Raw genomic sequence first — 24220 nt, forward strand, 5'->3', positions numbered from 1 at the left:
GAATGACCATGCTGACTCAACAACTCGCCGACGCACGCGCCGATCACACGACGCTCGCGTCGCTCTCGCCCGAACTGATTCCCGCCGACATGAGCGCCGCTTACGCGACCCAGCACGAGTTGCTGGCGATCCACGGCGCGCGAATCGGCGGCTGGAAGATCGGTGCTAAGTCCGCCGAAGGCGCGATTCAGGGCGCGCCGCTGCCTTCTTCAGATCTGCATGCCGATGGTGCGCGTCTGCCGCGCGCGCACTACACGCCGCTTGGCCTCGAACTGGAGATCGCGTTTCGCTTCGGGCGGCATTTCGAACCTTCGGCCAATGCGTATCACGAAGTCGAAGTGCTCGATGCAATCGATTCGATGGCCGCGACCATCGAAATCGTCGCGAGCCGCTTCGCGCAGTGGCCGAACGTCGACAAGCTTGCGCAACTCGCGGATTTGCAGAATCACGGTGCGTTGATCGTCGGCGAGTTCACGAAGTACCGGCGCGATTTTCCGTTCGTTGCGCCCGCGCTGGGCTTCACGTTCGAAGGACAGGGTGTCGTGAAGGCGACGCCTTCGAATCCGTGCGGCGATCCGCGGCGGCTGCTGACGTGGCTCGTCAATCACTGCACGCAGCATCATCGCATTGCGGTGACGCCGGACATGATCGTCACGACGGGTTCGTATACGGGCATGTTCTTTCCGCAGCATGCGGGCACTGCGCGTGGGCAGATCGACGGGCTTGCGCCCGTCAGCGTCACGCTCGAATAGTTTCGTATTACACGCCTCGCTTTTTATAGGCCGAAGCACATGTCGAACGCCGATTCTCTGCTGGTCAAGCCGATTCATCTCGTGCCGTCGTCGGCGCGCCTGAGCACGCCGCTTGCGAACCGCCTGCGCAAGGAATTGCGCGGCGATGTACTGTTCGATGCCGCGAGCCGTGGACGTTATTCGACGGATGCGTCGATCTATCAGATCATGCCCATCGGCGTGGTCGTGCCGCGCGATCAGGATGATCTGCTCGTCGCGCTCGACGTAGCGCGCAGCGAACGCGTGCCACTGCTCGCGCGCGGCGCGGGTTCGAGCCAGTGCGGGCAGACGGTCGGCGAAGCGCTCGTGATCGACACCAGTAAATGGCTCAATCAGGTCATCGCGTTCGACAAGGAAAAGCGCACCGTGACGGTCGAGCCGGGCATCGTGCTCGATCATCTGAATGCATGGCTGAAGCCGCATGGTTTGTGGTTCCCGGTCGATGTATCGACGGCGGCGCAATGCACGATCGGCGGGATGGCGGGCAACAATTCGTGCGGTTCGCGTTCGATCGAATACGGCAACATGGTTCACAACGTCGAAGCGATCGACGCGATTCTCGCGGACGGCACGCAAGCGCATTTCGCTTCGCTGCGCGATGCGCCGCAGGGCGCGCGTTTGCAACAGATTGTCGAAGACGTGAAGGCGATTGCGTTGCGCGAACGCGATGAGATCGTCGCGCAGGTACCGAAAGTGTTGCGGCGCGTGGCGGGCTACAACATCGATCTGTTCGATTGTCAGAACCCGCGCGCCTATACCGATGATGGCTTTGCCAATCTCGCACATCTGCTGGTCGGCTCCGAAGGCACGCTGGCGTTTAGCCGCCAGTTGACGCTGAAGCTCGCGCCGCTGCCTGCGCACAAGACACTGGGCGTCGTGAACTTTCCGACGTTCTGGCAGGCCATGGACCTGACGCAGCACATCGTCAAGCTCAAGCCCGTCGCCGTCGAACTGGTCGATCGCACGATGATCGATCTGGCTATGAGCAATCCCGCGTTCCGGCCGGTGATCGAGAAGGCGCTGGTCGGGAGGCCCGAAGCGATTCTGCTCGTCGAGTTCGCAGGCGAGAACCGCGACGAACAATTCGCATCGCTCAAGCAACTCACCGAACTGATGGCCGATCTCGGTCTGCCTGACTCGGTCGTGCAGATGCCTGACGCAGGCGAGCAGAAGGCGCTATGGGAAGTGCGCAAGGCGGGTCTGAACATCATGATGAGCATGAAGGGCGACGGCAAGCCCGTGTCGTTCATCGAAGACTGCGCGGTGCCTTTGGAACATCTTGCTGAATACACGAGCCGGCTGACCGAGGTGTTTCATCGCAACGGCACGGAAGGGACGTGGTACGCGCACGCGAGTGTCGGCACGCTGCACGTGCGGCCGATTCTCGACATGCGCCGCGACGGCGCGACGAAGATGCGCGCCATTGCCGAAGAAGCGGCGGCGCTGGTGCGCGAATACAAGGGCGCGTATTCCGGCGAACATGGCGACGGATTGTGTCGCGGCGAATGGGTGGCGTGGCAGTACGGTCCGCGCATCAACCGGGCGTTCAGCGAGATCAAGGCGCTGTTCGATCCCAACAACCGGATGAACCCGGACAAGATCGTGCGTCCGCCGAAGATGGACGATGCGAGTAACTTTCGCTTCGCGCCAGGCTACAAGGCCCAGTCGTTGACGCCTGCGCTCGACTGGTCGACGTGGAATGTGGAGCGTGATCCGATGACGGGCGTTGAGACCGCGCGTGGCACGGGCAACGATCTGGCGGGCGGTCTCGCGAAAGCCGTCGAGATGTGCAACAACAACGGTCATTGCCGCAAGTTCGATGCGGGCACGATGTGTCCGAGCTATCGCGTGACGAAGGACGAGCAGCATGTGACGCGCGGACGGGCGAATACGTTGCGGCTTGCGCTGTCGGGGCAGCTGGGTGACGAGGGGCTCGCGAGTCAGGATGTGAAGGACACGCTTGATCTGTGTGTCTCGTGCAAGGGCTGCAAGCGCGACTGCCCGACGGGCATCGATATGGCGAAGTTCAAGATCGAGGCGCGTGCCGCTTGGGCACAGAAGAATGGGCTGCGGTTGCGGGAAAAGATGATCGCGTTTATGCCGCGTTATGCGGCGTTGGCGGCGCGTTTGCCTGGAGTGTTTTCGGTCGCGGCTGATATGCCATGGTTCAAGCGCTCTTTGGGACTTGCGCCGCAGAGGTCGTTGCCACGGTTTGTGAAGCCTTTTTTGAGTAGTGGATATGTGAAGGCTGCTTCGGTGGGTGCGCAGAGCGCGCAAAAAGAAGTGCTGCTATTCGTCGATACGTTTAACAACAGTATCGAGCCGGAGAATGCACGCGCTGCGCAACAGGTGCTCGAAGCGGCGGGTTATACCGTGTACTTCAATACGGTTGAGGGCGAGCGTCCGCTTTGCTGTGGAAGAACTTTCCTTGCGGCAGGACTCGTCGATGAGGCGAAGCACGAGGCCCGCCGGATGCTCGATGCGTTCAGGCCTTTTGTCGAACGTGGTGTGCCGGTGGTTGGGTTGGAGCCTTCTTGTTTGCTGTCGTTGCGGGATGAGTTTCTTCAATATGGTTTTGGGGAAGAGGCAGAGCGACTGTCGAAACTCGCGATGCTATTTGAAGAGTTTCTTGTGCGTGAGCACAAGGCTGGTCGATTGAAGCTCGAGTTGAAGCCGCTTGACGACGCGAGCCAGGTGTTGGTGCATGGGCATTGTCATCAGAAAGCATTTGATGCGGTTTCCCCCGTGCAGACTGTTTTGAAGTGGATTCCTGATATGAAGGTGTCGATGGTTGAATCTTCGTGTTGCGGGATGGCGGGGAGTTTTGGGTATGAGGCGGAGCATTACGAGGCTTCTATGGCGATGGCTGAATTGTCATTGCTGCCTGCGGCGCGTGCGATCGACGCTCATACCTTGATGGTCGCGGATGGGACTAGTTGTCGGCATCAGATCTATGATGGAGCAGGAGTGAGCGCGCTGCATGTCGCGCGGGTTTTGGTGCGGGCTTTAGGGTAGTGGTTCTTTTTTGTCTGCGACGCTGGGTGGTGGTGTTTGCTGCGCATGCCGTTTGGTGTTTTATTTTTTCGCTGGCATCCGCGATTTGTTAGCGTGCTTCAGGCGTCGCCCCTGTGGGGGGGCACCTACTTTTCTTTGCCGCCGCAAAGAAAAGTAGGCAAAAGAAAGCGGCTAACACCGCCAGTTCTTGTGTGCCGCAAAGAAAAGTAGGCAAAAGAAAGCGGCTAACACCGCCAACATTTCTTCTTGCCTGAGGGCCCCCACAAAAGCGGCTCACACCGCCAACATTTCTTCTTGCCTGAGGGCCCCCAACCGGTCTTACGCTTCACACGGCAGCATTTCTGTTCGCGGTCGTTGCCAACGCTTCGAATGAGCGCCTCACCCACTTCAAACACCCGAACAAGGGCAAACGGCAGCGAATGGTATCTGCCGCCTAGGTGGCAAACTGTGTGTAGGTTGTCGCGACGTACACGTTAGCGCTCTTACATGGAGGGACACGTGCGCAATCGGTCCGAAGTGAGGCGTGTGAGGTGCTACGGCCTACACACAGTTTGCCACCTGGGCGGCGGTGGACTATCTGGCATGGCGTGCTCGGACGCGGGTGCGTGAAGCGGGTGATGCGCACCGCAAGAGCGTTGGCAACGAACATAGGTCACGTGATTGCCGTGTGAAGCGTAAGACCCGTTGAGGGCCCTCAGGCAAACACTAGAACTGGCGGTGTTAGCCGCTTTCTTTTGCCTACTTTTCTTTGCGGCGGCAAAGAAAAGTAGGTGCCGCCCCGCACAGGGGCGACGCTTGAAGCAAGCTAACAAAACGCGGATGCCAGCGCAAACACAGGCAAACCAAACCAGCCGCGCCACGAACCCAAAACCCGAATTCCAGCGCATAGCCAAAACCCAGATCCCACCGCAAAGGCAAAAACCGCAACCCGCCGCGCCGCGCAGGCGCAAAAAAATCTCAGCGCGCTACACCCCGCAAAAACTCGGACACTTTCGCGAGCCCCGCCACCAGCACCTCACGATTATTCGTGTACCCAATCCGGACATAGCCCTCAACATCCAGCGCGCTACCAGGCGTAAACATCACCCCAGTCTTCTCAAGCAAAGAAACGCAGAACTGACGAGAAGTCATATCAACATTAACCTTCACAAGAGCAGTAGTCCCCGACTTCGGCTTCACATAAGAAAGCAAAGGCTCCTTAGCAATCCACGCATCCAGCACCGCGAGATTAGTCCGCAGAATCCCGTGATTACGTTCCAGAATCGCCTTGCGATTTTCCAGCGCAATGGAAGCCAACAGATCATTCAACATCCCAACACTAATCGTGTTGTAGTCCCGATGCGTCCTGACGCGCTGTAGCAGTTCAACAGGCGCAACGATCCAGCCCACCCGCAAGCCCGCCAACGACCACGTCTTCGACATGCTGCCCGTGCTGATACCCTTCTCATACACATCCGCAATCGACGCAGTAAAACCGGTCCCTTCCTGATCCGTACCTCGATACACCTCATCATTCAGCACATAAGCGCCACAAGAGCGCGCAATCGCCACAATCTCCACGAGAAACTCGCGATCCATCAGCGACCCAGTCGGGTTATTCGGATTGTTGATCGCGATGACGCGCGTGGTCGGCGTGACCATTCGCCTCAATTCATCCAGATCAGGCAGAAAGCCGTTTTCTTCACGCAAACGCAGAATGTCGACCTTCGCGCCGTAACTCTCGGGAATCGAATAATGCTGCTGATACGTAGGCAGCACCGAAATCACATGATCGCCAGGTTCGACGAGCGTTTCATAAACCAGCGCATTCGCGCTGATCGCCCCGTGCGTAATCAGCACATTCGGCACGCCCTGCTTCTCATACAGCGACGCGACATTGCTGCGCAAACGCTCAGTACCGTCGATTGCGCCATACGTCAGCTTCATCGGCAGAATCTCGCCGAGCAGCGCGTCTTCCTTGCCCGCGATCTTCAGCAGTTCGCCAACCGTCAGCGATTCGACGCACGTTTCCGCCAGGTTCAACTCGCATTGGTTCTCGTAGAGATCCATCCAGCGTTCGACTCCAAATTCCCTGATTTGCATGAGTTCTGTCCTCGTGTGAAAGCAGTGGCTAGGGCGCGGCTGGTCAGACGTTCGCGGCGCAGGTTGATTGCTGTCGAGTGTAGACTATTTGTCTCAAATAGACAAACGGAGTCCATGACGAGACGAAGCGATGGCGAACGCGTGTACGCGAAGACCGCGTCGGCGACAGCACATGGAGAATGGGAGAACAGCGTACGCCCGAACGGGACGCGACGCAGGCGCGAAATGTCAGCCGGCGCGCAGCGCCTGGCGCCAGGCGGCGGGCGACACGCCGACGCCTTGACGGAACCGGTGGCCGAAGTGGCTCGCGTTGGCATAGCCGCATTGCGTCGCGATATCGATGAGCGGCAACGCTGTCGTGCGCAGCAGCGTGCGCGCGCGTTCGAGTCGCTGCTGCGCAATCCACGCATGCGGCGGCAAGCCGAACGATGCACGGAACATCCGCGCAAGATGGAATTCGGAGAGATTTGCGACGGCGGCCAGTTCGCCGAGCGTCAACGGTTGCGTCAGGTTCTGGTCGATGTACTCGCGCAACCGGCGGCGCGTCGCCACCGCAAGACCGCCCTTGAGCACCGCATTCGCACGGTGTACGCCCTGCGAGCGCAGTAACAGGCTCAGGATTTCATGCGATGTTTCGTTTGCGCGCAGACGGCCGTCGGCGTCGTCCCACGCGTCGTTCGCGAGCGACTGGCAGAGCGTGGCAATGTGCTCGTCCTCGAAGTACGTGCGGTCGGCAAGCGTCAGTTCGCGCGGCTCGCGGTCGAGTTCTCGGATCGCGCGCTGCGTGAAGTGCTCGGGCAGGAAGTACAGATGCATGAAATGCATGTGGCCGCGTACCCACCAGCGCGATTCGTGATCGCCGGGTAGCGCGCACAAGCGGCTCGGCGCGCCATAGCGCCCCGGCAGCTTCTGGCGCTCGGTGCGATAGCCACCGTCCAGATAGCACGAGAGCGTGTGATGACCTGGTTGGTCGTACACCGTTTCGGCTTCTTTCGTTTCGCGCGTCCAGATCGCGACGGCGAGCTGATCGCCCAGCCACGCGAAGCGTTCGAGAGTCGCATTGGAGTCGCTCAGCGTCTTGCAGACCGAATGCAGGCCGAATGGCGGATCGGCTGGGTCGGTCGTGGGGATGAGCGGTGTGTTCACGTGGATGCGGCGAAACGAAAAGGGGACGCGGAGACTAAGTGCTTGCATCGAGTATACGGCCAGCACGCATTTCGCTCCCTGCGATATGCCAAAAGTGCGCAATTCTGGACAATCGAACGGACGTGCGCAGGTGCATAGTCGGGGCCAACTCGTATTGTGTGGCCCTATTGCAATGAATCTGTTTCTTTATGTTGTGACCGTGCTCATCTGGGGCACGACCTGGATCGCGATCAAGTGGCAGCTCGGCGCCGTGCCGATGTCCGTCTCGATTGCGTGCCGCTTCTGGCTCGCTGCCATCGTGCTGTTCGCGCTGCTGAAAATCATGCGTCGCCCGATGTGGCCGCCGCGCGCGGCGTGGCGTTTTCTCGCCGCGCAGGGTCTCGCGCTGTTTTGCGTGAACTTCCTGTGCTTCTATTACGCGGAAAGCGTCGTGCCTAGCGGGCTCGTGGCTGTCGTGTTTTCGACCGCGCCGCTTCTGAACTCTCTCAACGGACGGCTTTTCATGGGCCGCCCGTTGCAGCCGACGGCCATTGTCGGCGCGGTGCTCGGACTGGCGGGCATCGTGTGTCTGTCGTTGCAGCAGATGGCCGGGCATCTCGGCGATCACGCCGCGTGGCTTGGTCTTGCCGTCGCGTTCGCGGGGACGATGTGCTTTTCGGCGGGCAATCTGCTGTCTAGCCGCATGCAGTCGATGGGTCTGCATCCCATCGTCACGAACAGCTGGGCGATGCTGATCGGCGCGAGCGTGTTGACGGTCGGCAGTCTCGCCGCCGGTCTGCCGTTCGCGCTGGAGACGGACGCGCGCTATCTCGGCGCGCTCGTCTATCTCGCGGTGCCCGGCTCGGTGATCGGTTTCACCGCGTATCTGATGCTGGTCGGGCGCATCGGGCCGGAGCGCGCCGCGTATTGCACGGTGCTGTTTCCGTTCGTCGCGCTGGCTGTGTCGACGGTGTTCGAAGGCTATCGATGGTCGGCGCTTGCCGTCGTCGGACTCGTATTGGTGGTGGCGGGCAATCTCGTCGCGTTCGGCGTCACGCAGCGTCTGTTCGTGCGACGTGCGCGCGCTGCGTGATGCTTCAAGCTAATGCCAATTCGATTCGAATAAAAGCGGAAAAAATCGCTAAACGAATTATTTAAGGAGAAACGGTCGCGTTCTGATTTGAGAAGATAACAAGCACAATAAATCTATTCCATGCGAATTGGATATTAATTCGTACGGAATGGCAAATGCGCTTCGATAAGCACATCGATGAAACGCTTTATCTGCATTTGCAAACGTTTTGCTTCTCGCAAGGACACGACCGTGAAAGTCTCGACCCGCCTCGCTGCCGCGCTTTTCGCGCTCGGCAGCCTGATTCCCCTCGGCGCTGCTGCGCAATCGCAATTGACCTACACGACATCGTGGATAGGCAATAGTTTTGGATTCGGCGACGGCAAATGGATGCAGCAGGACATTCAGGCGATTAACGTTGCGCCGGATGGCACCGTATTCACCAATTCGCCATGGGACGAAAGCGGAAGCGAAATTGCCGCCTATAAAAATGGCGACAAAATTGCAGTTGCCGGCGCAACGCATGGCTGGGGCGCGGCGGGCGGCGACGCAATTGCGTCGAATAACGCTTACGTGTACGCGGCGATGTCGATCGGCAATCAGAACAATGGGCTGGTCGGCGCGGATTATCCGCCGAACGGACAGACGTGGTTCGGCATCACGCGCCGCTCGCTTGCGAACATCGCGGTCGGTGCGCCGTTCGACAGCGGCATCGGCAACAGCGCAAACGCGACGAAGAACAGCTTTCTGCGCGTGAATGCCGTCGCGACAGGCACCGATGCGGGCATTCGCGGTCTCGCGGCGACGGACGCCGAACTGTATGCGTCGGATACCTACGGCAACCAGATCGTCGTGTTCGACGCAAACACGATGCGACGTCTGCGCTCATGGAATGTCGCTGCACCGGGACGCATCGCAATCGATACCGACTCGACTATCTGGGTGATGAGCGGCTTCGGCACGGGCAGCGTGAGCGTGCTGCACTATTCGTCGACAGGCGCGCCATTGGCGGGCACGCTCGCGTTACCCGCCGGCACCGTGCCGACTGACCTCGCCATTTCGCCTGCGGGACAAATTCTCATTGCCGATAACAGCCCGAAGCAGCAAGTCCTCGTCTACGACAGAGCGGCAAGCGGCGCGACTCGACTCGCGGGCGCGCTCGGCACGCTCTACGGCATCTTCCACGAACCGAAGGGCACGCCCGGCAACTGGCGCTTCAACGGCATCACGGGCATCGGCTTCGACCAGGCGGGCAACCTCTACGTCGCGCAGAACGGCGAAGGGCCGCGTCCGCTCGCATCGGCGACAGTCGGGCAGGGCGCAGTGCTGGAAAGCTACCGGTACGCGACGCGCGGCTTCAACTGGCGGCTGCAAGGGCTGACTTTCGTCGACGGCGCGGCCTTCGATCCCGCGACGCCGAACATCGTCTACACCGGCTCCAAGCGCTTCACGATGGACTATGCGCAGCCGCCTGGCCGCGAAGGGAAGTACGCGGGTTTCACACTCAACCGTTTCGATTTCCCCGACGACCCGACGTTTCATCAGCCGCGCGGCGTACGCGGCGAGCCGATGGTGCGGCGGATCAACGGCAAGCCGTATCTGTACACACTCGATCCGGGCGCGCATTACCTGAACGTCTATCGCTTCGATGCCGCGCATGACGAAGTGGCGATTCCGTCGGGCCTGTTCGCGCAGAATCCGCTGCCGGGCGACTGGCCCGTCGGCCAGCCGACATACGGCGAATGGATGTGGCGCGATACGAACGGCGACGGCCATGTCGACGCAAGCGAGATCACAGGCAATCCGTCGACGGGAAGCACGGTCGGCAACGGCTTCTGGTGGGTCGATACGCCGGGCAACGTGTGGCTCGCGACGCCTGCGAGCGGTATCCGCGAAACGCCGTTGCAGGGCATCGACAGCGTGGGCAACCCGATCTACACGTATGCAAGCTCGAAGACATTCCCGATGCCTGCGCCGTTCAATCGCATCGCGCGCATCGTCTATATCGCTGAAACGGACACGATGTACGTGTCCGGCTACACGAGCAGCCTGCCGTGGGACGCGACGCACTGGAAGGAGGCGGGCCGCATTCTCGTACGCTACGACAACTGGAGTTCAGGCTCGCCGACACCCGTTTATACGATCGCGCTGCCGTGGAATGCGAGCAGCAATCCGCAGGTCACGCCAGTGGGCGTCGCCGTGGCGGGCAACTACATCTTCGTCGCCGAGTTGTACACGCCGAAGGTCGACGTGTACGACGCACGCTCGGGGCAAATGGTCGGCTATATGACGCCGGGCGCCGTGGTCGGCAACACGACGGGATGGGTCGACGTGTATCTCGGCATCAGCGCGGTGCGGCGCGAGAACGGCGAATATGTCGTGCTGCTCGAAGACGATGCGCGCGCCAAAATCCTGATGTATCGATGGACACCCTGAACGTCGCGTGAACTTGGCTTGATCGTCGTCAGTCGAATGAGAAATGCCGCTAGTGCTTGCCGTCTGTGCGAATGGACGGCTGCACACGATCGGTATATATATAACGACAGAACCCTTTGTGTACGAGCCATAACAGGAGCGACGATTCATCATGACGCCCGACGATCCCGACAAGCAGCAAACTGGCGGTCAGCCGGACCTCGAACACCTCGACGCAGCCGTATCGCATGTGAACGAAATGGTGACGTCGGGCAACATCGCGGCGAGCGCGGCCCGCGGCATTCTCTATAGCCTGATCGAGACGCTCGGCACGCTGGTCGGCGACCCGGACCTGCCGGAACATGCGCGTTCCGGCTACGAAGGTCTGCTCGAAACGGCGCGTGAATTGCGGGTCAAACTCGATCACTGATCGTGTGTCGCGCTGCATGCGGCGGCGCTTTCGCGTACGCCGCATGTGGGCATTTTCTTGACACAATTCGGCACTTTCGCGCGACTGTGATACAAAGGGCGCTCGTTCCGACCCGCCCGTTTTCACCTGATGCTTTCTCCTACCGATACCGCGCTGCTCGCGCTCGGCATCATCGTCGTGCTGATCACGCCAGGCCCGACCAACACGCTGTTGGCCGCCGCTGGCTTGCGCCAGGGCGCGCGCCGCTCCTTGCCGCTGATCGGCGCGGAACTGGCCGGCTATCTCGTGTCGATTTCCGCGTGGGGCCGTTTTCTCGCGCACGCGGCGCATACGCTGCCGTGGCTGCCTTCCGTGCTGCGCATCGCGAGCGGACTCTACATCGCGTATCTGGCCGTCGACATGTGGCGTGCAGCCGTGGCGCTGCCCGACTCGGCGCAACCGGCGAACGGGCCGCGCGCGCTGTTCGTCGCCACGCTGCTCAATCCGAAGGCATTGCTGTTCGCGGGCACGATCTTCCCGTCGATCGCGTTCGAGAACTTCGCAACCTATGGCTTTGCGATGTCGCTGTTCGCGTGTCTGCTCGCGCCCATCGCGCTCGCGTGGATCTCGTTCGGCGCGGCGCTCGGCAGCGGCAAGCTCACATGGCTCGACCCGGTGAAGATGCAGCGCGCGGCGTCGATCGTGCTCGGGATGTTTTCGTTGTCGCTCGCCTGGGCCGCGTTGCACTGAACGCGTAGGTAGGCGCTCAGTCTTCGTCGGCGGCGAGCGCGGCTCTGAGTTCATCGGGCGCCGAGGTGATCTGCAATTGCGGCGTGCCGTGCCAGTCGGCGCAACGCTGCAGCGCGCGGCGTAAATCCGACGTCAGCCGGCCGCTCACGCGCACGCCCGGTTCCAGATGCAGCGCCTTCAGTTCGAATACGCCGCTCGCGCGGTGCGCTTTTGCATCGACCCGGCCGATCAGCTTGCCGCGATTCAGAATGGGCAGCACGTAGTAGCCGTATTTGCGCTTCGGCGCGGGCACATAGCATTCGATCACATAGTCGAAGTCGAACAGCACGGCAGCGCGCTTGCGATCCCAGACGACGGGATCGAACGGCGACAGCAGCGTCGTGACCGTTGATGCAATCTTGCCGTCCGCAGCATCGTCGATCATCGGCGCGACGTCGCGATGCACAAAGGTCGGCTGCTTCCATCCTTCGACGCGCACGGGCGTCAGTTCGCCCTCGTCCGCCAGTTGATGGAGCGCGTCCGCGTAGGGGCGGCGCGGCATCCGGTAGTAATCCGCAACCCAGTCCGAACGCACGACACCCAGCGCGCGGCAACTGCGCCGCAGCAGTTCTTTTGCGACGGCATCGACGGGTTGCAGGTGGCGCTTGTCGTTCCACTGCGGCAACACGCGCTCGGTCACGTCGTAGACACGCTGAAAGTTGCGCCGCTCCGCGACCATCAATTCGCCGATCGCGAACAGCACTTCCAGATGCCGCTTCTGCGGCTTCCAGTCCCACCAGCCATTGCTCTTGCCCGCTTCGCGCGCGAAATCCGCCGAGCGCACGGGGCCCGTTGCGCGGATGTGCGCGAGCAGATCGTCGATCTCGGCGCGGTACTGCGCGTGCCAGTCGGCGGCGTATTTCCAGCCCATGTCGCCTGGATCGAGCATCCGGTGGCGCATCAGGCCGTAATCCTCGATCGGAAGAAAACACGCTTCGTGCGCCCAGTATTCGAACAGCTTGCCCTCGGCGAGATGCTCGTCGAGCCATTGCGGCTGATACGGTCCAAGACGGCTGAACAGCACGAGATAAGGACTGCGCGCGACGACGTGAATCGTGTCGATCTGCAATTGCGCCATTTGCCGGATGGCGTCGAGCACATCGGCTTTAGTCGCCTTGCGGCGCGGTGGGGAGAGCAGGCCTTGAGCGGCCAGATGCAGGTTGCGGGCGGCGGGCAGGGGCAGTGTGATCACGCGGTCGGCGTTGTAGCGGCGTTGTAGCGATCCGGACGGCAACCAGTCGAGCGAAACCCGACTCGCGTCGTTCCAGGGGCGGCATGGTGTCGTGCCATGCCGGACTTGTCGCTACTGTAGCGTGATCGGTGGAAACGCACCGTCAGATGGCATTTGCCGTCGCAGTGCGTCGTCCGTTACCAGCGCCCGTGGTGGTGACGTCCTTCCCAGCCGCGATGACGGCCATGGTCGTGCCAGCGCGGACCGCCGCCCCAATAGCGGGGCCCGTAGCCACCATATCCACCGTAGTAGACGGGCGGCGGCGGTGCGTAGACCACGGGGGGCGGCGCGTACACGACAGGTGGCGCATACACGACAGGCGGCGCCGCATAGACAGGCCCGCCCAGATACACGCCGACGCCGACATGCGCCGACGCAGCCGTCGATACGCATGCAGCGGCAAGTCCGATTGCCACCAATACCATCGCACGTTTGATCATGCTGTTCTCCATCCGTCCCAAGCCGATTGCTAACTGAAGCCTGACTTGATCTTACGAAGTAGAAAGCATCACAGGTGCAAGCAGACGGTGGCTTATGTAACAACCAGTAAGCAGGCTGTGAATCGACGGAGGGTAGACGCGACCGGCCCGCGCGGCGAAGCGCGCAGTCCGGTGCAAAACGGAAGGATCAGGCGCCGAGCGCGACGGTCGTTTCGCCCGCGAGCTGGGCGAGCATCGTGTGGATCTGCGCGACGACCTGTGCGCCTTCGCCGACGGCAGCCGCCACACGCTTCGTCGATCCTGCGCGCGCGTCGCCTATCGCATACACGCCTTCGACAGACGTGTTCAGGTCGCACGCCGAGTTCGCGCCCGTAATCACGAAGCCCTTCTTGTCCAGTTCGACGCCGCAGCTGCGCAGCCAGTCCGTATTCGGATCGGCGCCCGTGAACAGGAAAAGATGTCGCGAATCGAAGCAGTCGCGCCCGTCCGCGCATGGGTTCTTCAAGCCGATCTGCTCGAGTCCGCCTTCGCTGCCTTCGAGCCAGCCGATCTCCGTATCCGGATACACGGTGACGTTCGGCAGCGACGCGATCCGGTCGATCAGATAGCGCGACATTGTCGCCTCGAAGCCGCTGCGGCGGATCAGCACGTGAATGTGCTTCGCATGCGAAGCCAGATAAACGATGCCCTGGCCCGCCGAATTGCCGCCGCCGACGAGCACGATTTCCTCGCGCTTGCACAGCTTTGCCTCGACAGGCGACGCCCAGTAGTAGATGCCACGGCCGTCGAAGCGATCGAGCCCGTCGATCTCGGGCCGACGATACACCGCGCCGCTTGCGATCACGATGGTCTGCGCGCGGATGCTGCCCTGACACTGCAGTTCGAGCCGGTACGGACGTTCCTCGCAGTGCAGATGCTTGACCTTGACGGGAATCGCGACGTGCGCGCCGAACTTCTGCGCCTGCACGAACGCGCGGCCGGCGAGCGCCTGGCCCGAAATGCCCGTCGGAAAGCCGAGATAGTTTTCGATGCGCGAACTGGCGCCCGCCTGGCCGCCCGGCGCGCGGCTGTCGAGCACGATCACCGACAAACCTTCCGAGGCTGCGTACACGGCCGTCGCGAGCCCCGCGGGACCCGCGCCGACGATCGCCACGTCGTACACGTGCTCCGAGTCGAGATCGGGGATCAGGCCGAGGCATGTTGCCAGTTCAGGGTCGCTCGGATGGCGCAGCACCGAGCCGTCCGGGCAGATCACGAGCGGCATGTCCTCGGGACCGGCCGCGAACTGTTCGATGACGCGCAGCCCGTCTTCATCGCGTTCGTCGAGCACAGTATGCGGATGACCATTGCGCGACAGGAAACCTTGCAGCGACACCAGCCGCCGGTCGTTGCTCTGACCAACGATGATCGGCCCGCCCGCGCCGCGCTCGATCAGCCCGACGCGGCGCAGAATCAGCGCGCGCATGATGCGCTCGCCGAGTTCGGCTTCCGCGACGATCAGCGCGCGCAGCCGCTCTGGCGAGATCAGCAGCGCTTCGACGTGTTCCAGCGCCAGGCCGTCGACGAGCGCCGGCTTGCCCGACAGCTGGCCGACTTCGGCGAGGAATGAGCCTTGATGGTGTTCGTTGACGAGCATCTCGCGCCCGAGCCCGTCGCGCTGAAAGACTTTGACCGAGCCCTTCAGTAACACGAACATGCCAGGGCCGGTGCTACCCGTGCGACACAGCAACTCGCCCGCTTCGAAATCCTGCCGTTCGCCGAATTTGCACAGCCGCTTGATTTCTTCGGGCGTGAGTATGGGAAACATCTGGTGACGCCGTGTCGAAAGCGTCGAGAATGGCGCCTCGTTGACGGCGGCGCGTTGAGCGTCTTCACCCTCTCGCGTTACACCCATCGATTTTGCTCCTTGCTTTGCCGCGCGCCGGAGGCGGCATGCAGCCAATGTCGGTTCAGACTGTCTTCGGCGTGATGCCGATATCCAGCGTCGGCTCGGCCTCTTCGGCGAGCGGTTCGAGCTGGCGGCCCGCGTCGCGCCACGCATCGAGGCCGCCGCGCAACGGAATCACGTCCTTGAAGCCGGCGTCCGCCAATTGCTTCGCCATCCACGCCGCCGACACTTCGTTCGGGCACGAGCAATAGATCACGAGCTTCTGGTCGTGCGGATACTTCTCGACGATTTCCTGGAGCTGGCGCTCATCCGCGAATACCGAACCGGGAATCACGAACGGATCGAGCGCGCGCTTTTCCTCCGAACGGATGTCGAACAGCACGGGCGTGCGCTTGTCGAGCATCAGGTCGTACAGTTCGTCGACGTCCATGCGTGCCGTGGCGAGCTTCTTGATCAACTGACGGCGCCGATACCAGCGGTACGCGCAGTAGATGGCCAGCAGCACCACGACGACCACGGCCGTCATCTTGCCCAGACGGCTCGCGCCGGCGAACAGCATGTCGATCTGCTGCGCGAACACGACGCCGAGCCCGAGGCCGAGACCCGACCAGAGCGTGGCGCCGATGCTGTCATATGCGAGGAACATGCGGTACGGCGTGCCCATCGCGCCCGCCATCGGAATGGAGACGATCGACAGGCCCGGCACGAACTTCGCGACGGCCAGCACGCGAACGCCCCAGCGGCCGAAGAAGCGCTCGGTTTTCTTCACGCAGGTATCGCGCGACAGCGACAGCTTGCAGAGCGTTTTCAGCGTGTTGCCGCCGTAGATGCGGCCCGCCGCGAACCACGCGCTGTCGCCGATCAGCGTGGCGAACACCGCGAGCACCAGCACGGGCAGCACTTGCGCGCCGACCGAACCGGGATGCATCGCCGCCATCGCGCCGAATAGCACGAGGGAAGGCATCGCGGGCACGGGCAGCCCGATGGATGCGGCGAGCACATTGACGAATACGATAGCAGGCCCGTACTGCTCAACGAGATCATGTAGCATCGGCTTACTTTCGTGACCGTTTCGGCCTCGAAGACGACTGGAAGTAACTAAAAGATTATGGACGGATTTTCAACGCGTGCAAGAGAGGTGCGTTTTGCGTCCGGGTATTGCCGACATGCGGGAAAAGCGCCTGTCGCCTCGGTCTTCGGCGGAAAGGCTTTGGTACGCTCGGTGAACGCCATGCGACGTTCGTCGAGGCGTCAAAGATGATGGTGACTGCGCAAAAAACAAGAGGCGCGGCGCCTGATTCAAGCTGCGCCGCGCACTCTTCGTATAGCCATTGATGACTGCAGTGAATTATTGACGGTGGTTATGCTGCTCGCCTGGCAGTTCGGCGCCATGCGCGCGGATGGCTGCGATCAGTTCCGCAGGCGTGATTTCATAACGCACTTCACGGTGAATGCCCGGCTTGCGTTCATCGACTTCGATCAGAAGTATGCCTTTCCCGTCTTCTGTCGATTCGAGGCGCAGTGTGCGCAGTTCGCGACCCGTTGCGTCGTCGTGCTCGGTGAGCAGGGCCATTGCCCCGGAAGACCCGGTGGTGCGCATCGAAAATTCCCTCTTGCGTGATTGAACAACGTTGCCGAACAGGCATTGTAAGGGCAGTGCCCGCGCGCCGTCTGTCGCGTGGCGCTCACACTCTCCGGATTATGCGGGCGAGGCGTGCGCGATGCAGCGAAGGGACGCTGCGATGCATGCAAATATAAGGCCGGCGCGGCTCCTGGCGGGGTGCCGCGATTTTTTTGCGTGGCAGCAGGCCGGCGTTTCGGGACGCATATGCACGGGCTCCGTGCATGGTCGCGACATACGTTTGCCCGTTGTCATTGCGGTGACGCGTGCGTGTGATGGGTTTCGATCAGCAAGATCCGGGAGGCAGCGCCGCTTGCCGGTGCGATACAGTGGACGCATTCAGAAGGCCGCGCATGACTTTGCCGCGCGGCCTTCGACCATGCAGGAGGATGTCATGAAGCAATGCATGTCGATGCCAAGCCCATTGGGCGATATTTTGCTGCGCGCCGAAGAAGACGCACTGACGGGCGTGTACTTCGTCGGACAGAAGTATTTTCCGGCTGCCGACGGCGCGCTTGCCGCTGCGAACGCGTCACGCGTGCTGCATCAGGCGCGCGAGCAGCTCGACGAATATTTCGCGGGCGAGCGCCATGAGTTCACTGTGCCTTTAAGGATGCTGGGCAGCGCGTTCCAGCGCGACGTGTGGGACCAGCTCGTGCAGATTCCGTACGGCGAGACGGCGAGTTACGGCAGCATCGCGCGGCGGCTCGGCTTGCCGCTTTCCGCGTCGCGTGCGGTCGGCGCGGCCAACGGGCGCAATCCCGTGTCGATCATCGTGCCGTGTCATCGCGTGATTTCGAGCGCTGGCGATCTGACCGGCTACGCGGGTGGACTGCATCGGAAGGAAGCGCTGTTGACGCTGGAGCGGCCTATGTCGAAAGCGCCACAACAGCTGGAATTGCTCGCGTTCGGTTGAACGCACTCAAAAAAATAGCCCGTCCAAAAGAGGGCGGGCCGCGTAAACGCCGTTGTTACTCGGGTCAGCCGGCCCGTACACAATCCTGGGCGCTGACGAACGTATCTTTATCGGACAAATGCGCGCTGTCGAGATGGTAGTAACGATGATCCATCAGACCAAAGCGTCTTCGTCGACGGCAGCGCGCGCGACGTGAACCGGCGCGGCCGGGTTGCGCAACGCCCTGGCCGCCGGGCGCGCGGCTTTGCTGGCCGCGCCGCCCGCGTCCTGCGCGCCCGCGACGGTGAACAGGCGCACCGCTTCGTCAAGCACGTCGGCCTGTTCCGCGAGACGTTGCGCCGTCGCCGCAGCCTGCTCGACCATCGCAGCGTTCTGCTGCGTCGCGCTGTCCAGATGCGACACGGCCTGATTGACCTGGCCGATGCCGTCCGCCTGTTCGCTGCTCGCGTTCGCCACTTCGACGATCAGCGACGACACGCGTGCCACGGCCTGATCGATCACGCCCATCTGCGCCGTCGTTCGCGCGACGAGTTCGGTGCCTTGCGCCACCTCGTTGACCGTCGTATCGACCACCTGCTTGATTTCCTTCGCCGACGCCGCGCAGCGCTGCGCCAGCATGCGCACTTCGCTCGCGACCACGGCGAACGAGCGGCCCGCCTCACCCGCACGCGCCGCTTCGACGGCGGCATTGAGCGCGAGGATGTTGGTCTGGAACGCAATGCCGTCGATCACGCCCGTGATGTCGGCAATGCGCTTCGATGCCTCGGTGATGCCCGCCATCGTCTGCTCGACCTGCAGCGCGACCTTGCCGCCCGTCGCCGCCGCCGATTGCGCATCCTTGACGAGATCGAGCGCGCGCACGGTCGCGTCGGCGTTGGCTTGCACGGTAGTCGTCAGTTGCTCCATGGTCGCCGCCGTCTCTTCCAGCGATGCCGCCTGCATTTCCGTACGGCGCGCCAGATCCAGATTGCCCGTCGAAATCTCGTGCGCGGCGTCGAGCATTCCGCCGATCTGCGCGCGCACGTCGGACACGATCGCGGCGAGATTCGCCTTCAGCTGGTTGAGCGCCTGCAGCACGTCGCCGAGATCGTCGTGACGCGCGATGGCCAGATCGGCGGTCAGATCGCCTGCCGCCATGCGCGTGGCGAACGACGCCATCGCATCGACCGGTTGACCGAGGTGGCGCGACAGTAACTGCGCGGCGGCGACGCTGACCGCGGCCGTCACACCGAACGCGATCCAGAACGGCAGCGGCGGCGTGCCGCCCCACGCCGCGAGGCCGGCTGCGAGCAGCGCGACGGGCGCGACCATGTAGCCGATCGTGGCGCGCATCGCGACGGGCAGACGCATCAACGCGTGCAGCTTGCCGACCAACCCCGTGCGCACGACCACGCCCTGATGCAGCCGCACGCCGCGCGCCGCGCCGGCGCGCATCTTCGCGTAGAGCGCTTCCGCCGCGCGCACCTCGTTGCGATCCGGCTTCACGCGCACGCTCAGGTAGCCGACGGGCGTGCCGTTCTCGACGACGGGCGTGACGCTCGCGCGCACCCAATAGTGGTCGCCGTTCTTGCGGCGATTCTTGACGAACGCCGACCATGGGCGGCCGGCGCGAATCGTCGTCCACATGTCGGCGAAGGCTTCGGCCGGCATGTCGGGATGGCGAATCAGGTTGTGCGGCTGGCCGATCAGTTCGTCGCGGCTGTAGCCGGACACAGCGATAAAGGCAGGGTTGCAGTACTGGATCTTGCCCTTGAGGTCGGTTGCGGAAACGAACATCTGCGAAGACGGGTAGTCGTACTCGTTCTGGGTGACAGGCTGATTGTTGCGCATGACGTTCCTTGGACTGCCGGATGCCTCCGCATCCGAATGGTTCTGTAAGGCTTAACGGCATTGACCCCTGATGCTTTAGGGTTTTCCTGGTATTTGACTCAGGTAAATCGCGCTCGCGCCGATAACACAGAGTTCGGTGCTGCTGCCCTCATAACCGACGCAGTTGCGTCGATTACGAGCGCCTGGCGTCGCATGAAAACAACGCTGGGCGCCGGATATTGGGCGTACGCTTTCGAGACGGGCCCGTCCTGGTGGGCCTTGGTGCGATTCCCCGCGCAGACTGCGGCGCGGCACATTGTTTTCGCTTTACTTCCGTTTCTCGCGAATCCGATAATGGGACTTACTTGCATTTCGTAATCTAGCTTACGGAGTGGTTCCGCGAAGTTTTGACCCGCTCCCCTTGTGCGTGTGGCTGTTGTTCCTATAAAAAGTCGCCTTCCAAGCCGAATCGACTCAACTCAGGGAAGCCAAGCATGTCCGCGAACAAGATCAACAAAAAAGCCGCCGCGGCCGCCGTGAGCGCCGCGCTTCTCGCGCTCGGCACGGGCGCACACGCGCAAAGCAGTGTCACGATGTACGGCGAGCTCGACACGGGCCTCGCGTATATCAGCAACGCTGGCGGGCATTCTCAGTGGAAGGCGACGTCGGGTCTCGTCGACGGCAGCTATTGGGGCTTGCAGGGCATCGAAGATCTGGGCGGCGGTTATCGCGCGATCTTCCGGCTCGAACGCGGTTTTTCGGTGACTTCGGGCGAGATGTTCAACGACCACCCCTACTACGTCGGGCTCGGCAACGAGCAGGCGGGTACGCTGACGCTCGGCCATCAGTACGACCTCGTTCACGACTATTTCGCGCCGTTCACGTTGACGGGCGGCACAGGCGGCACCGCGTTCGCCCATCCGTTCGACAACGACAACGCGAACAACACCTATCTCGCGGCGAACTCGGTCAAGTATGCGAGCCCGTCGTTCGGCGGCTTGTCGCTCGGCGGCATGTACGCGTTTTCGAATGCGGCCGGGCAGTTTGCGAACAACCGTGCTTACAGCTTCGGCATGAACTACCAGGCGGGCGCGCTGAATGCGGGCGCCGCGTATCTGCATGCGAACGGGCGCGGCAATTCGTCGACGGGCGCGTATGAGCCCGTCGTGCTGCCCAACGCCACCGGCGTATTCGACGCCGCCGTGCAGACGCAGAACACCTACGGCGTCGGCATCAGCTACGCGATCGGCGACTTTACGATGGCGGCGGCGTGGTCGCGTTCCACCTTCACTGGCGTGACAGTGATCGACACGGGCGGCGTGGCGCCGTCGGTCGGCTTTTCCAACTACGAAGTCAACGGCGTCTACCAGTTGACGCCGACGGTTGCGCTCGCAGGCTCGTACACGTACACGAAGGGATCGACTTCGCACTGGCACAACGGCGGCGTGCAGGCGGACTATCAGTTTTCGAAGCGCACGGACACGTATCTGGAGGCGATCTATCAGCGCTCGTCGTCGGGCGCGCCGGCCGTCATCAATACGACCGATCCTTCATCGAGCCACAATCAGGTGCTGATCGGCGCGGGCCTGCGGCACAGGTTCTGACAGACGCCCAGTTCACGCCGGGGTGATCAGTCCTTCGGGCGCCTGCGGCATGCTGAGCAGATAGCCCTGCACATAGTCGCAGTTCACCTGGCGCAGAATCTCGAGCTGCGCCGCCTCCTCGACACCTTCCGCGATCACCTCGATGCCCAGCTTGTGCGCAAGGTCGATGACGCCCTCGACGATGGTTTGCGTCGTCGGATCGTGTTCGATCTTCGACGTGAAATGCCGGTCGATCTTCAGCGTGTGCGGCTCGAAATCGGCGAGGTACATGAGGCTCGAATAGCCGGTGCCGAAATCGTCGATGGCGATGCGCACGCCGAGCCGCTTCAGTTCGACGATCGACTTTTGCGCCTGCTTCGGGTTCTTCATCAGCGCGGTTTCCGTCAGCTCGATTTCGAGCTTGCCGGGCGGAATGCCGAACTGCTTGAGCGCGCGGTCCACCTCGCGCACGATCTGCTCGCTGCCCAGTTGCCGCGCCGACACGTTCACCGACACCCCCAGATTCATCGAGCCCGCCTGACGCCACGCGGCGAGCTGGCGCAGCGCGTTGTCGAGCACCCAGACGCCGACGTCCTCGACAAAGCCGGTTTCTTCGAGCAGCGGAATGAAATCGCCCGGTGAAATCTTGCCCCGCCTGGGGTGCTGCCAGCGGATCAGCGCTTCCGCGCTATGCACCGCGAGCGAATGCGGCTCGTGAATGGTCTGGAAGTGCAGGAAGAACTGGTTGGTGGCCAGCGCCTCGGGCACGTCGCGCTCGAGTTCGAAGTCGCCGATGGTCCGCGCCGCCTCCTCGCCCGCGAACTGATATCCGTTGCGGCCGGTTTTCTTCGCGGCGTACATCGCGACGTCGGCGCTCGACAGCAGCGCGTCGTGGCCGCTGCCATGCTCCGGGTAAATCGAAATACCGATCGACGCCGTGATGAACGCGCCCGCGCTGTCCTGCAGCCGGTTCTCCGACAGCCCGCCGAGCAGCGCCTTCGCCTGCGTTTCGAGCCCGGCCTTGTCGACCACACTGCCGATCAGCACCGCGAACTCGTCGCCGCCCAGACGCGCGACATACGCATCGCCCGGCAGCGAGCGGCGAATGATGCTGCCGACGTTACGCAGCAGATGATCGGCGGCGAGATGGCCGAGCGTGTCGTTGAGCACCTTGAAGCGGTCAAGATCGACGAACATCAGGCCGAACGGCCTGCCCGCCGCGCAGCGGCTTTCGATTTCACGCAGCAGCGCGGCGCGGTTCGCGAGCCCCGTGAGCGAATCGGTGTACGCGAGCCGGTCCAGTTCGGCGATGCGCTCCTGCTCGACCGTCACGTCTTCTGTGATGCCGACGATGCGCAGCACATTGCCTTTGTCGTCGAGCACCGGGTAGCCGGTGCTGCGCAGCCAGCGCACCGAGCCGTCGGTTTTTCTGATCCGGTACTGCGCGCGGCCTTCCGTCGATTCGGCCATGATGCGCGCCATTTCCGCGTGCAGCGCGGCGCGGTCTTCCGGCACGACCATGTCGCGCCAGACGTGCGGGTTGCGCATGAACTCTTCCGGCTCGACGCCGAACACGTTCGATGAACCTGCGGTGATGTAATGGAAATACTCGAAATTCGCGCTGTACGAGAAGAACACGAGTTTGACGTGCGCTTCCATCTCCGACATCAGCTCGCTCTTCGCGCGCAGTTGCTGGAGCAGTTGCGTCTGGCTCGTGATGTCGAGTGACGCGCAGACCACGGCGACGACCTTGCCGGCATGGTCTTTCACAGGAATGAGTTGCGAATCCCACCACTTCGGCTGGCCTGTGGTCGTCGTGCAACTGCCGCGAAACGAGGCGGGCGTGCCGTTCAGCGCGCTCCTGAAAGCGGCCGTAGCGAGGTCATTGTCGTCGCCTTTCCAGAAGCCGAGCCAGTCCGCGCCCGCCAGTTGCACGGGCGAAGTGGCTTCCATCAGCGTCGCGCCGTAGTCGTTGATGCGCAGCATGTGCCCTTGCAGGTCGAGCAGCTTGACGCAATCGCGGCTCGCATCGAGAAACGAACTGGCGAGCGCTGTGGTTGCCGCCTGCCGCGCCTTTTGCGCAGCGAAGCGCTGGCGCGTCACGATCATCGCGATGGCGCCCGCCGTAGCGCCGACGGCAACCTGCACGCTGAACGGCGCGCTCGCCGGCCCGCGCAGGGCCATTTGCAGCGCGATGCCCGTCGCACCCGCGCCGATTCCCGTGGCAACGCTGACCGCGAAACCGAACGGGCCGACCGGGCGGCGGTTCGACCATGCGTCGAGCAGCAGCGCGAGGAAGTGCTGGTCCTGGCGCGATCTGTCTTCGCCGTGCCGGCGCAGCGCACGGCGCCATTTCAACGTGAGGCTCGTCGGCATGTCCGGACTCGCCTTAATGCGCGCGCAATGCGCGGAGCGGGCGCAAAAGCGGCGCCGTAATAAACGCAGTGCGTGCCACGGACGTGAGTGAACTCACGCGCGCCGCGCATCGTGCGTCGATTGGGTGGGGAAGTGTTTTGCCTTTCATGGTGGCCAGCCGCTTCGGCGGTAATTGTTGCTGCGCTTGCGGACGGCGCTGCTCTCTACGTTTACGGCGCGCCGGTGCATTTGTTTAGCCCATACGATTGTGCCTGTTTTTGAGGGGCTAGAACTACCTCGTCGTTGGTCACGCAACGACGCGCATGCCGAATATCTTTTCTTAATGCGCCATGCATCGTTTTAACAAAGAAATGACGCTCAATGGAAAAAGCTCTGCTTACCTAAGCTTTCTCGCAACATCGAAAAAATGCGGCGAAAAGAATAGGTGAGTCGCTTTTAAATGAACGCCGGTTCGGCGAATTCGGACGCCCGAACGCCGTTGCCAATAAATGCTGACGATCGCTCTGCGGCTTGCTAAATTGCATGGTCAGGCACCGCAAATAAAGCCGCGCGCCTGCCGGTTGCACCTTGAGTGGCGCAACCCGCTAAGGCGTTGTACGAACCGGTAGCAACCATCTTGCATGGGACGCTGAAGCGCTGAATCTGGTCAACAACAAGG

At 62.3% G+C, this 24220-nt stretch carries 17 protein-coding genes; 8 read left to right on the forward strand and 9 right to left on the reverse strand.

All coding sequences use genetic code 11. The annotated features are described in order from the left end of the window. Positions 1-2 precede the first annotated feature (2 nt). Positions 3-752, forward strand: a complete 750-nt coding sequence (locus tag BLT65_RS22480) for a 2-keto-4-pentenoate hydratase (protein ID WP_091781068.1) — start codon at positions 3-5, stop codon at positions 750-752. A gap of 39 nt (positions 753-791) precedes the next feature. Further along, entirely contained in the window at positions 792-3806 is a 3015-nt protein-coding gene (locus BLT65_RS22485) for an FAD-binding and (Fe-S)-binding domain-containing protein (protein WP_091781071.1), read from the forward strand. 957 nt (positions 3807-4763) lie between these two features. Here BLT65_RS22485 and BLT65_RS22490 read toward each other — a convergent pair. Both BLT65_RS22490 and BLT65_RS22495 read right to left on the reverse strand, forming a co-directional pair. Next, the gene (locus BLT65_RS22490; RefSeq protein ID WP_091781074.1) at positions 4764-5888 is read right to left on the reverse strand and encodes an aminotransferase; all 1125 of its coding nucleotides are present in this window, start codon (positions 5886-5888) and stop codon (positions 4764-4766) included. Positions 5889-6116: 228 nt separating this feature from the next. Beyond that, positions 6117-7100, reverse strand: a complete 984-nt coding sequence (locus BLT65_RS22495) for a helix-turn-helix domain-containing protein (protein WP_091781077.1) — start codon at positions 7098-7100, stop codon at positions 6117-6119. 106 nt (positions 7101-7206) lie between these two features. Between BLT65_RS22495 and BLT65_RS22500 the strand changes: the two genes are divergently transcribed. The 4 genes from BLT65_RS22500 to BLT65_RS22515 all read left to right on the forward strand — a co-directional run bounded on the left by BLT65_RS22500 (position 7207) and on the right by BLT65_RS22515 (position 11659). After that, positions 7207-8106 carry a DMT family transporter gene (locus BLT65_RS22500; RefSeq protein WP_042314658.1) on the forward strand — a complete coding sequence of 300 codons (900 nt, stop codon included), beginning with the start codon at positions 7207-7209 and terminating at the stop codon, positions 8104-8106. A 231-nt stretch (positions 8107-8337) separates the two neighbouring features. Continuing rightward, entirely contained in the window at positions 8338-10521 is a 2184-nt protein-coding gene (locus BLT65_RS22505) for an NHL repeat-containing protein (protein WP_091781191.1), read from the forward strand. A gap of 151 nt (positions 10522-10672) precedes the next feature. Beyond that, on the forward strand, positions 10673-10930 hold the full coding sequence (locus tag BLT65_RS22510; RefSeq protein WP_091781080.1) for a hypothetical protein: 258 nt from the start codon (positions 10673-10675) through the stop codon (positions 10928-10930). A 129-nt stretch (positions 10931-11059) separates the two neighbouring features. After that, the gene (locus BLT65_RS22515) at positions 11060-11659 is read left to right on the forward strand and encodes a LysE family translocator (protein ID WP_091781083.1); all 600 of its coding nucleotides are present in this window, start codon (positions 11060-11062) and stop codon (positions 11657-11659) included. Positions 11660-11675: 16 nt separating this feature from the next. Here BLT65_RS22515 and BLT65_RS22520 read toward each other — a convergent pair whose 3' ends face one another. The 5 genes from BLT65_RS22520 to BLT65_RS22540 all read right to left on the reverse strand — a co-directional run bounded on the left by BLT65_RS22520 (position 11676) and on the right by BLT65_RS22540 (position 16857). Beyond that, complete coding sequence (locus BLT65_RS22520; protein WP_091781195.1) at positions 11676-12890, reverse strand: winged helix-turn-helix domain-containing protein; 1215 nt, start codon at positions 12888-12890, stop codon at positions 11676-11678. A 176-nt stretch (positions 12891-13066) separates the two neighbouring features. Continuing rightward, complete coding sequence (locus tag BLT65_RS22525) at positions 13067-13369, reverse strand: hypothetical protein (RefSeq protein WP_007587740.1); 303 nt, start codon at positions 13367-13369, stop codon at positions 13067-13069. 187 nt (positions 13370-13556) lie between these two features. Further along, positions 13557-15263, reverse strand: a complete 1707-nt coding sequence (locus tag BLT65_RS22530) for an FAD-dependent oxidoreductase (protein WP_091781086.1) — start codon at positions 15261-15263, stop codon at positions 13557-13559. A 55-nt stretch (positions 15264-15318) separates the two neighbouring features. Further along, positions 15319-16308 (reverse strand): DedA family protein/thiosulfate sulfurtransferase GlpE, encoded by a 990-nt coding sequence (locus BLT65_RS22535; protein WP_042314663.1) that lies wholly within the window; start codon positions 16306-16308, stop codon positions 15319-15321. A gap of 297 nt (positions 16309-16605) precedes the next feature. Then, positions 16606-16857, reverse strand: coding sequence for a hypothetical protein (locus BLT65_RS22540; RefSeq protein ID WP_007587731.1), 252 nt, complete (start codon positions 16855-16857; stop codon positions 16606-16608). Positions 16858-17272: 415 nt separating this feature from the next. Between BLT65_RS22540 and BLT65_RS22545 the strand changes: the two genes are divergently transcribed. Continuing rightward, the gene (locus BLT65_RS22545; RefSeq protein ID WP_091781198.1) at positions 17273-17794 is read left to right on the forward strand and encodes a methylated-DNA--[protein]-cysteine S-methyltransferase; all 522 of its coding nucleotides are present in this window, start codon (positions 17273-17275) and stop codon (positions 17792-17794) included. Between the two features lie 153 nt (positions 17795-17947). On the opposite strand, the gene BLT65_RS22550 is transcribed toward BLT65_RS22545, so the two are convergent. After that, on the reverse strand, positions 17948-19624 hold the full coding sequence (locus BLT65_RS22550) for a methyl-accepting chemotaxis protein (RefSeq protein ID WP_091781089.1): 1677 nt from the start codon (positions 19622-19624) through the stop codon (positions 17948-17950). Positions 19625-20097: 473 nt separating this feature from the next. Here BLT65_RS22550 and BLT65_RS22555 point away from each other — a divergent pair, with 473 nt between their 5' ends. After that, entirely contained in the window at positions 20098-21207 is a 1110-nt protein-coding gene (locus BLT65_RS22555; RefSeq protein ID WP_091781092.1) for a porin, read from the forward strand. A 12-nt stretch (positions 21208-21219) separates the two neighbouring features. Here the strand turns inward: BLT65_RS22555 and BLT65_RS22560 are convergent, their stop codons facing one another. Next, the gene (locus tag BLT65_RS22560) at positions 21220-23562 is read right to left on the reverse strand and encodes a sensor domain-containing protein (RefSeq protein WP_091781095.1); all 2343 of its coding nucleotides are present in this window, start codon (positions 23560-23562) and stop codon (positions 21220-21222) included. Positions 23563-24220 lie beyond the last annotated feature (658 nt).

Origin of the sequence: Paraburkholderia steynii (genome assembly GCF_900100565.1) — a bacterium.
Taxonomy (GTDB): domain Bacteria; phylum Pseudomonadota; class Gammaproteobacteria; order Burkholderiales; family Burkholderiaceae; genus Paraburkholderia; species Paraburkholderia terrae.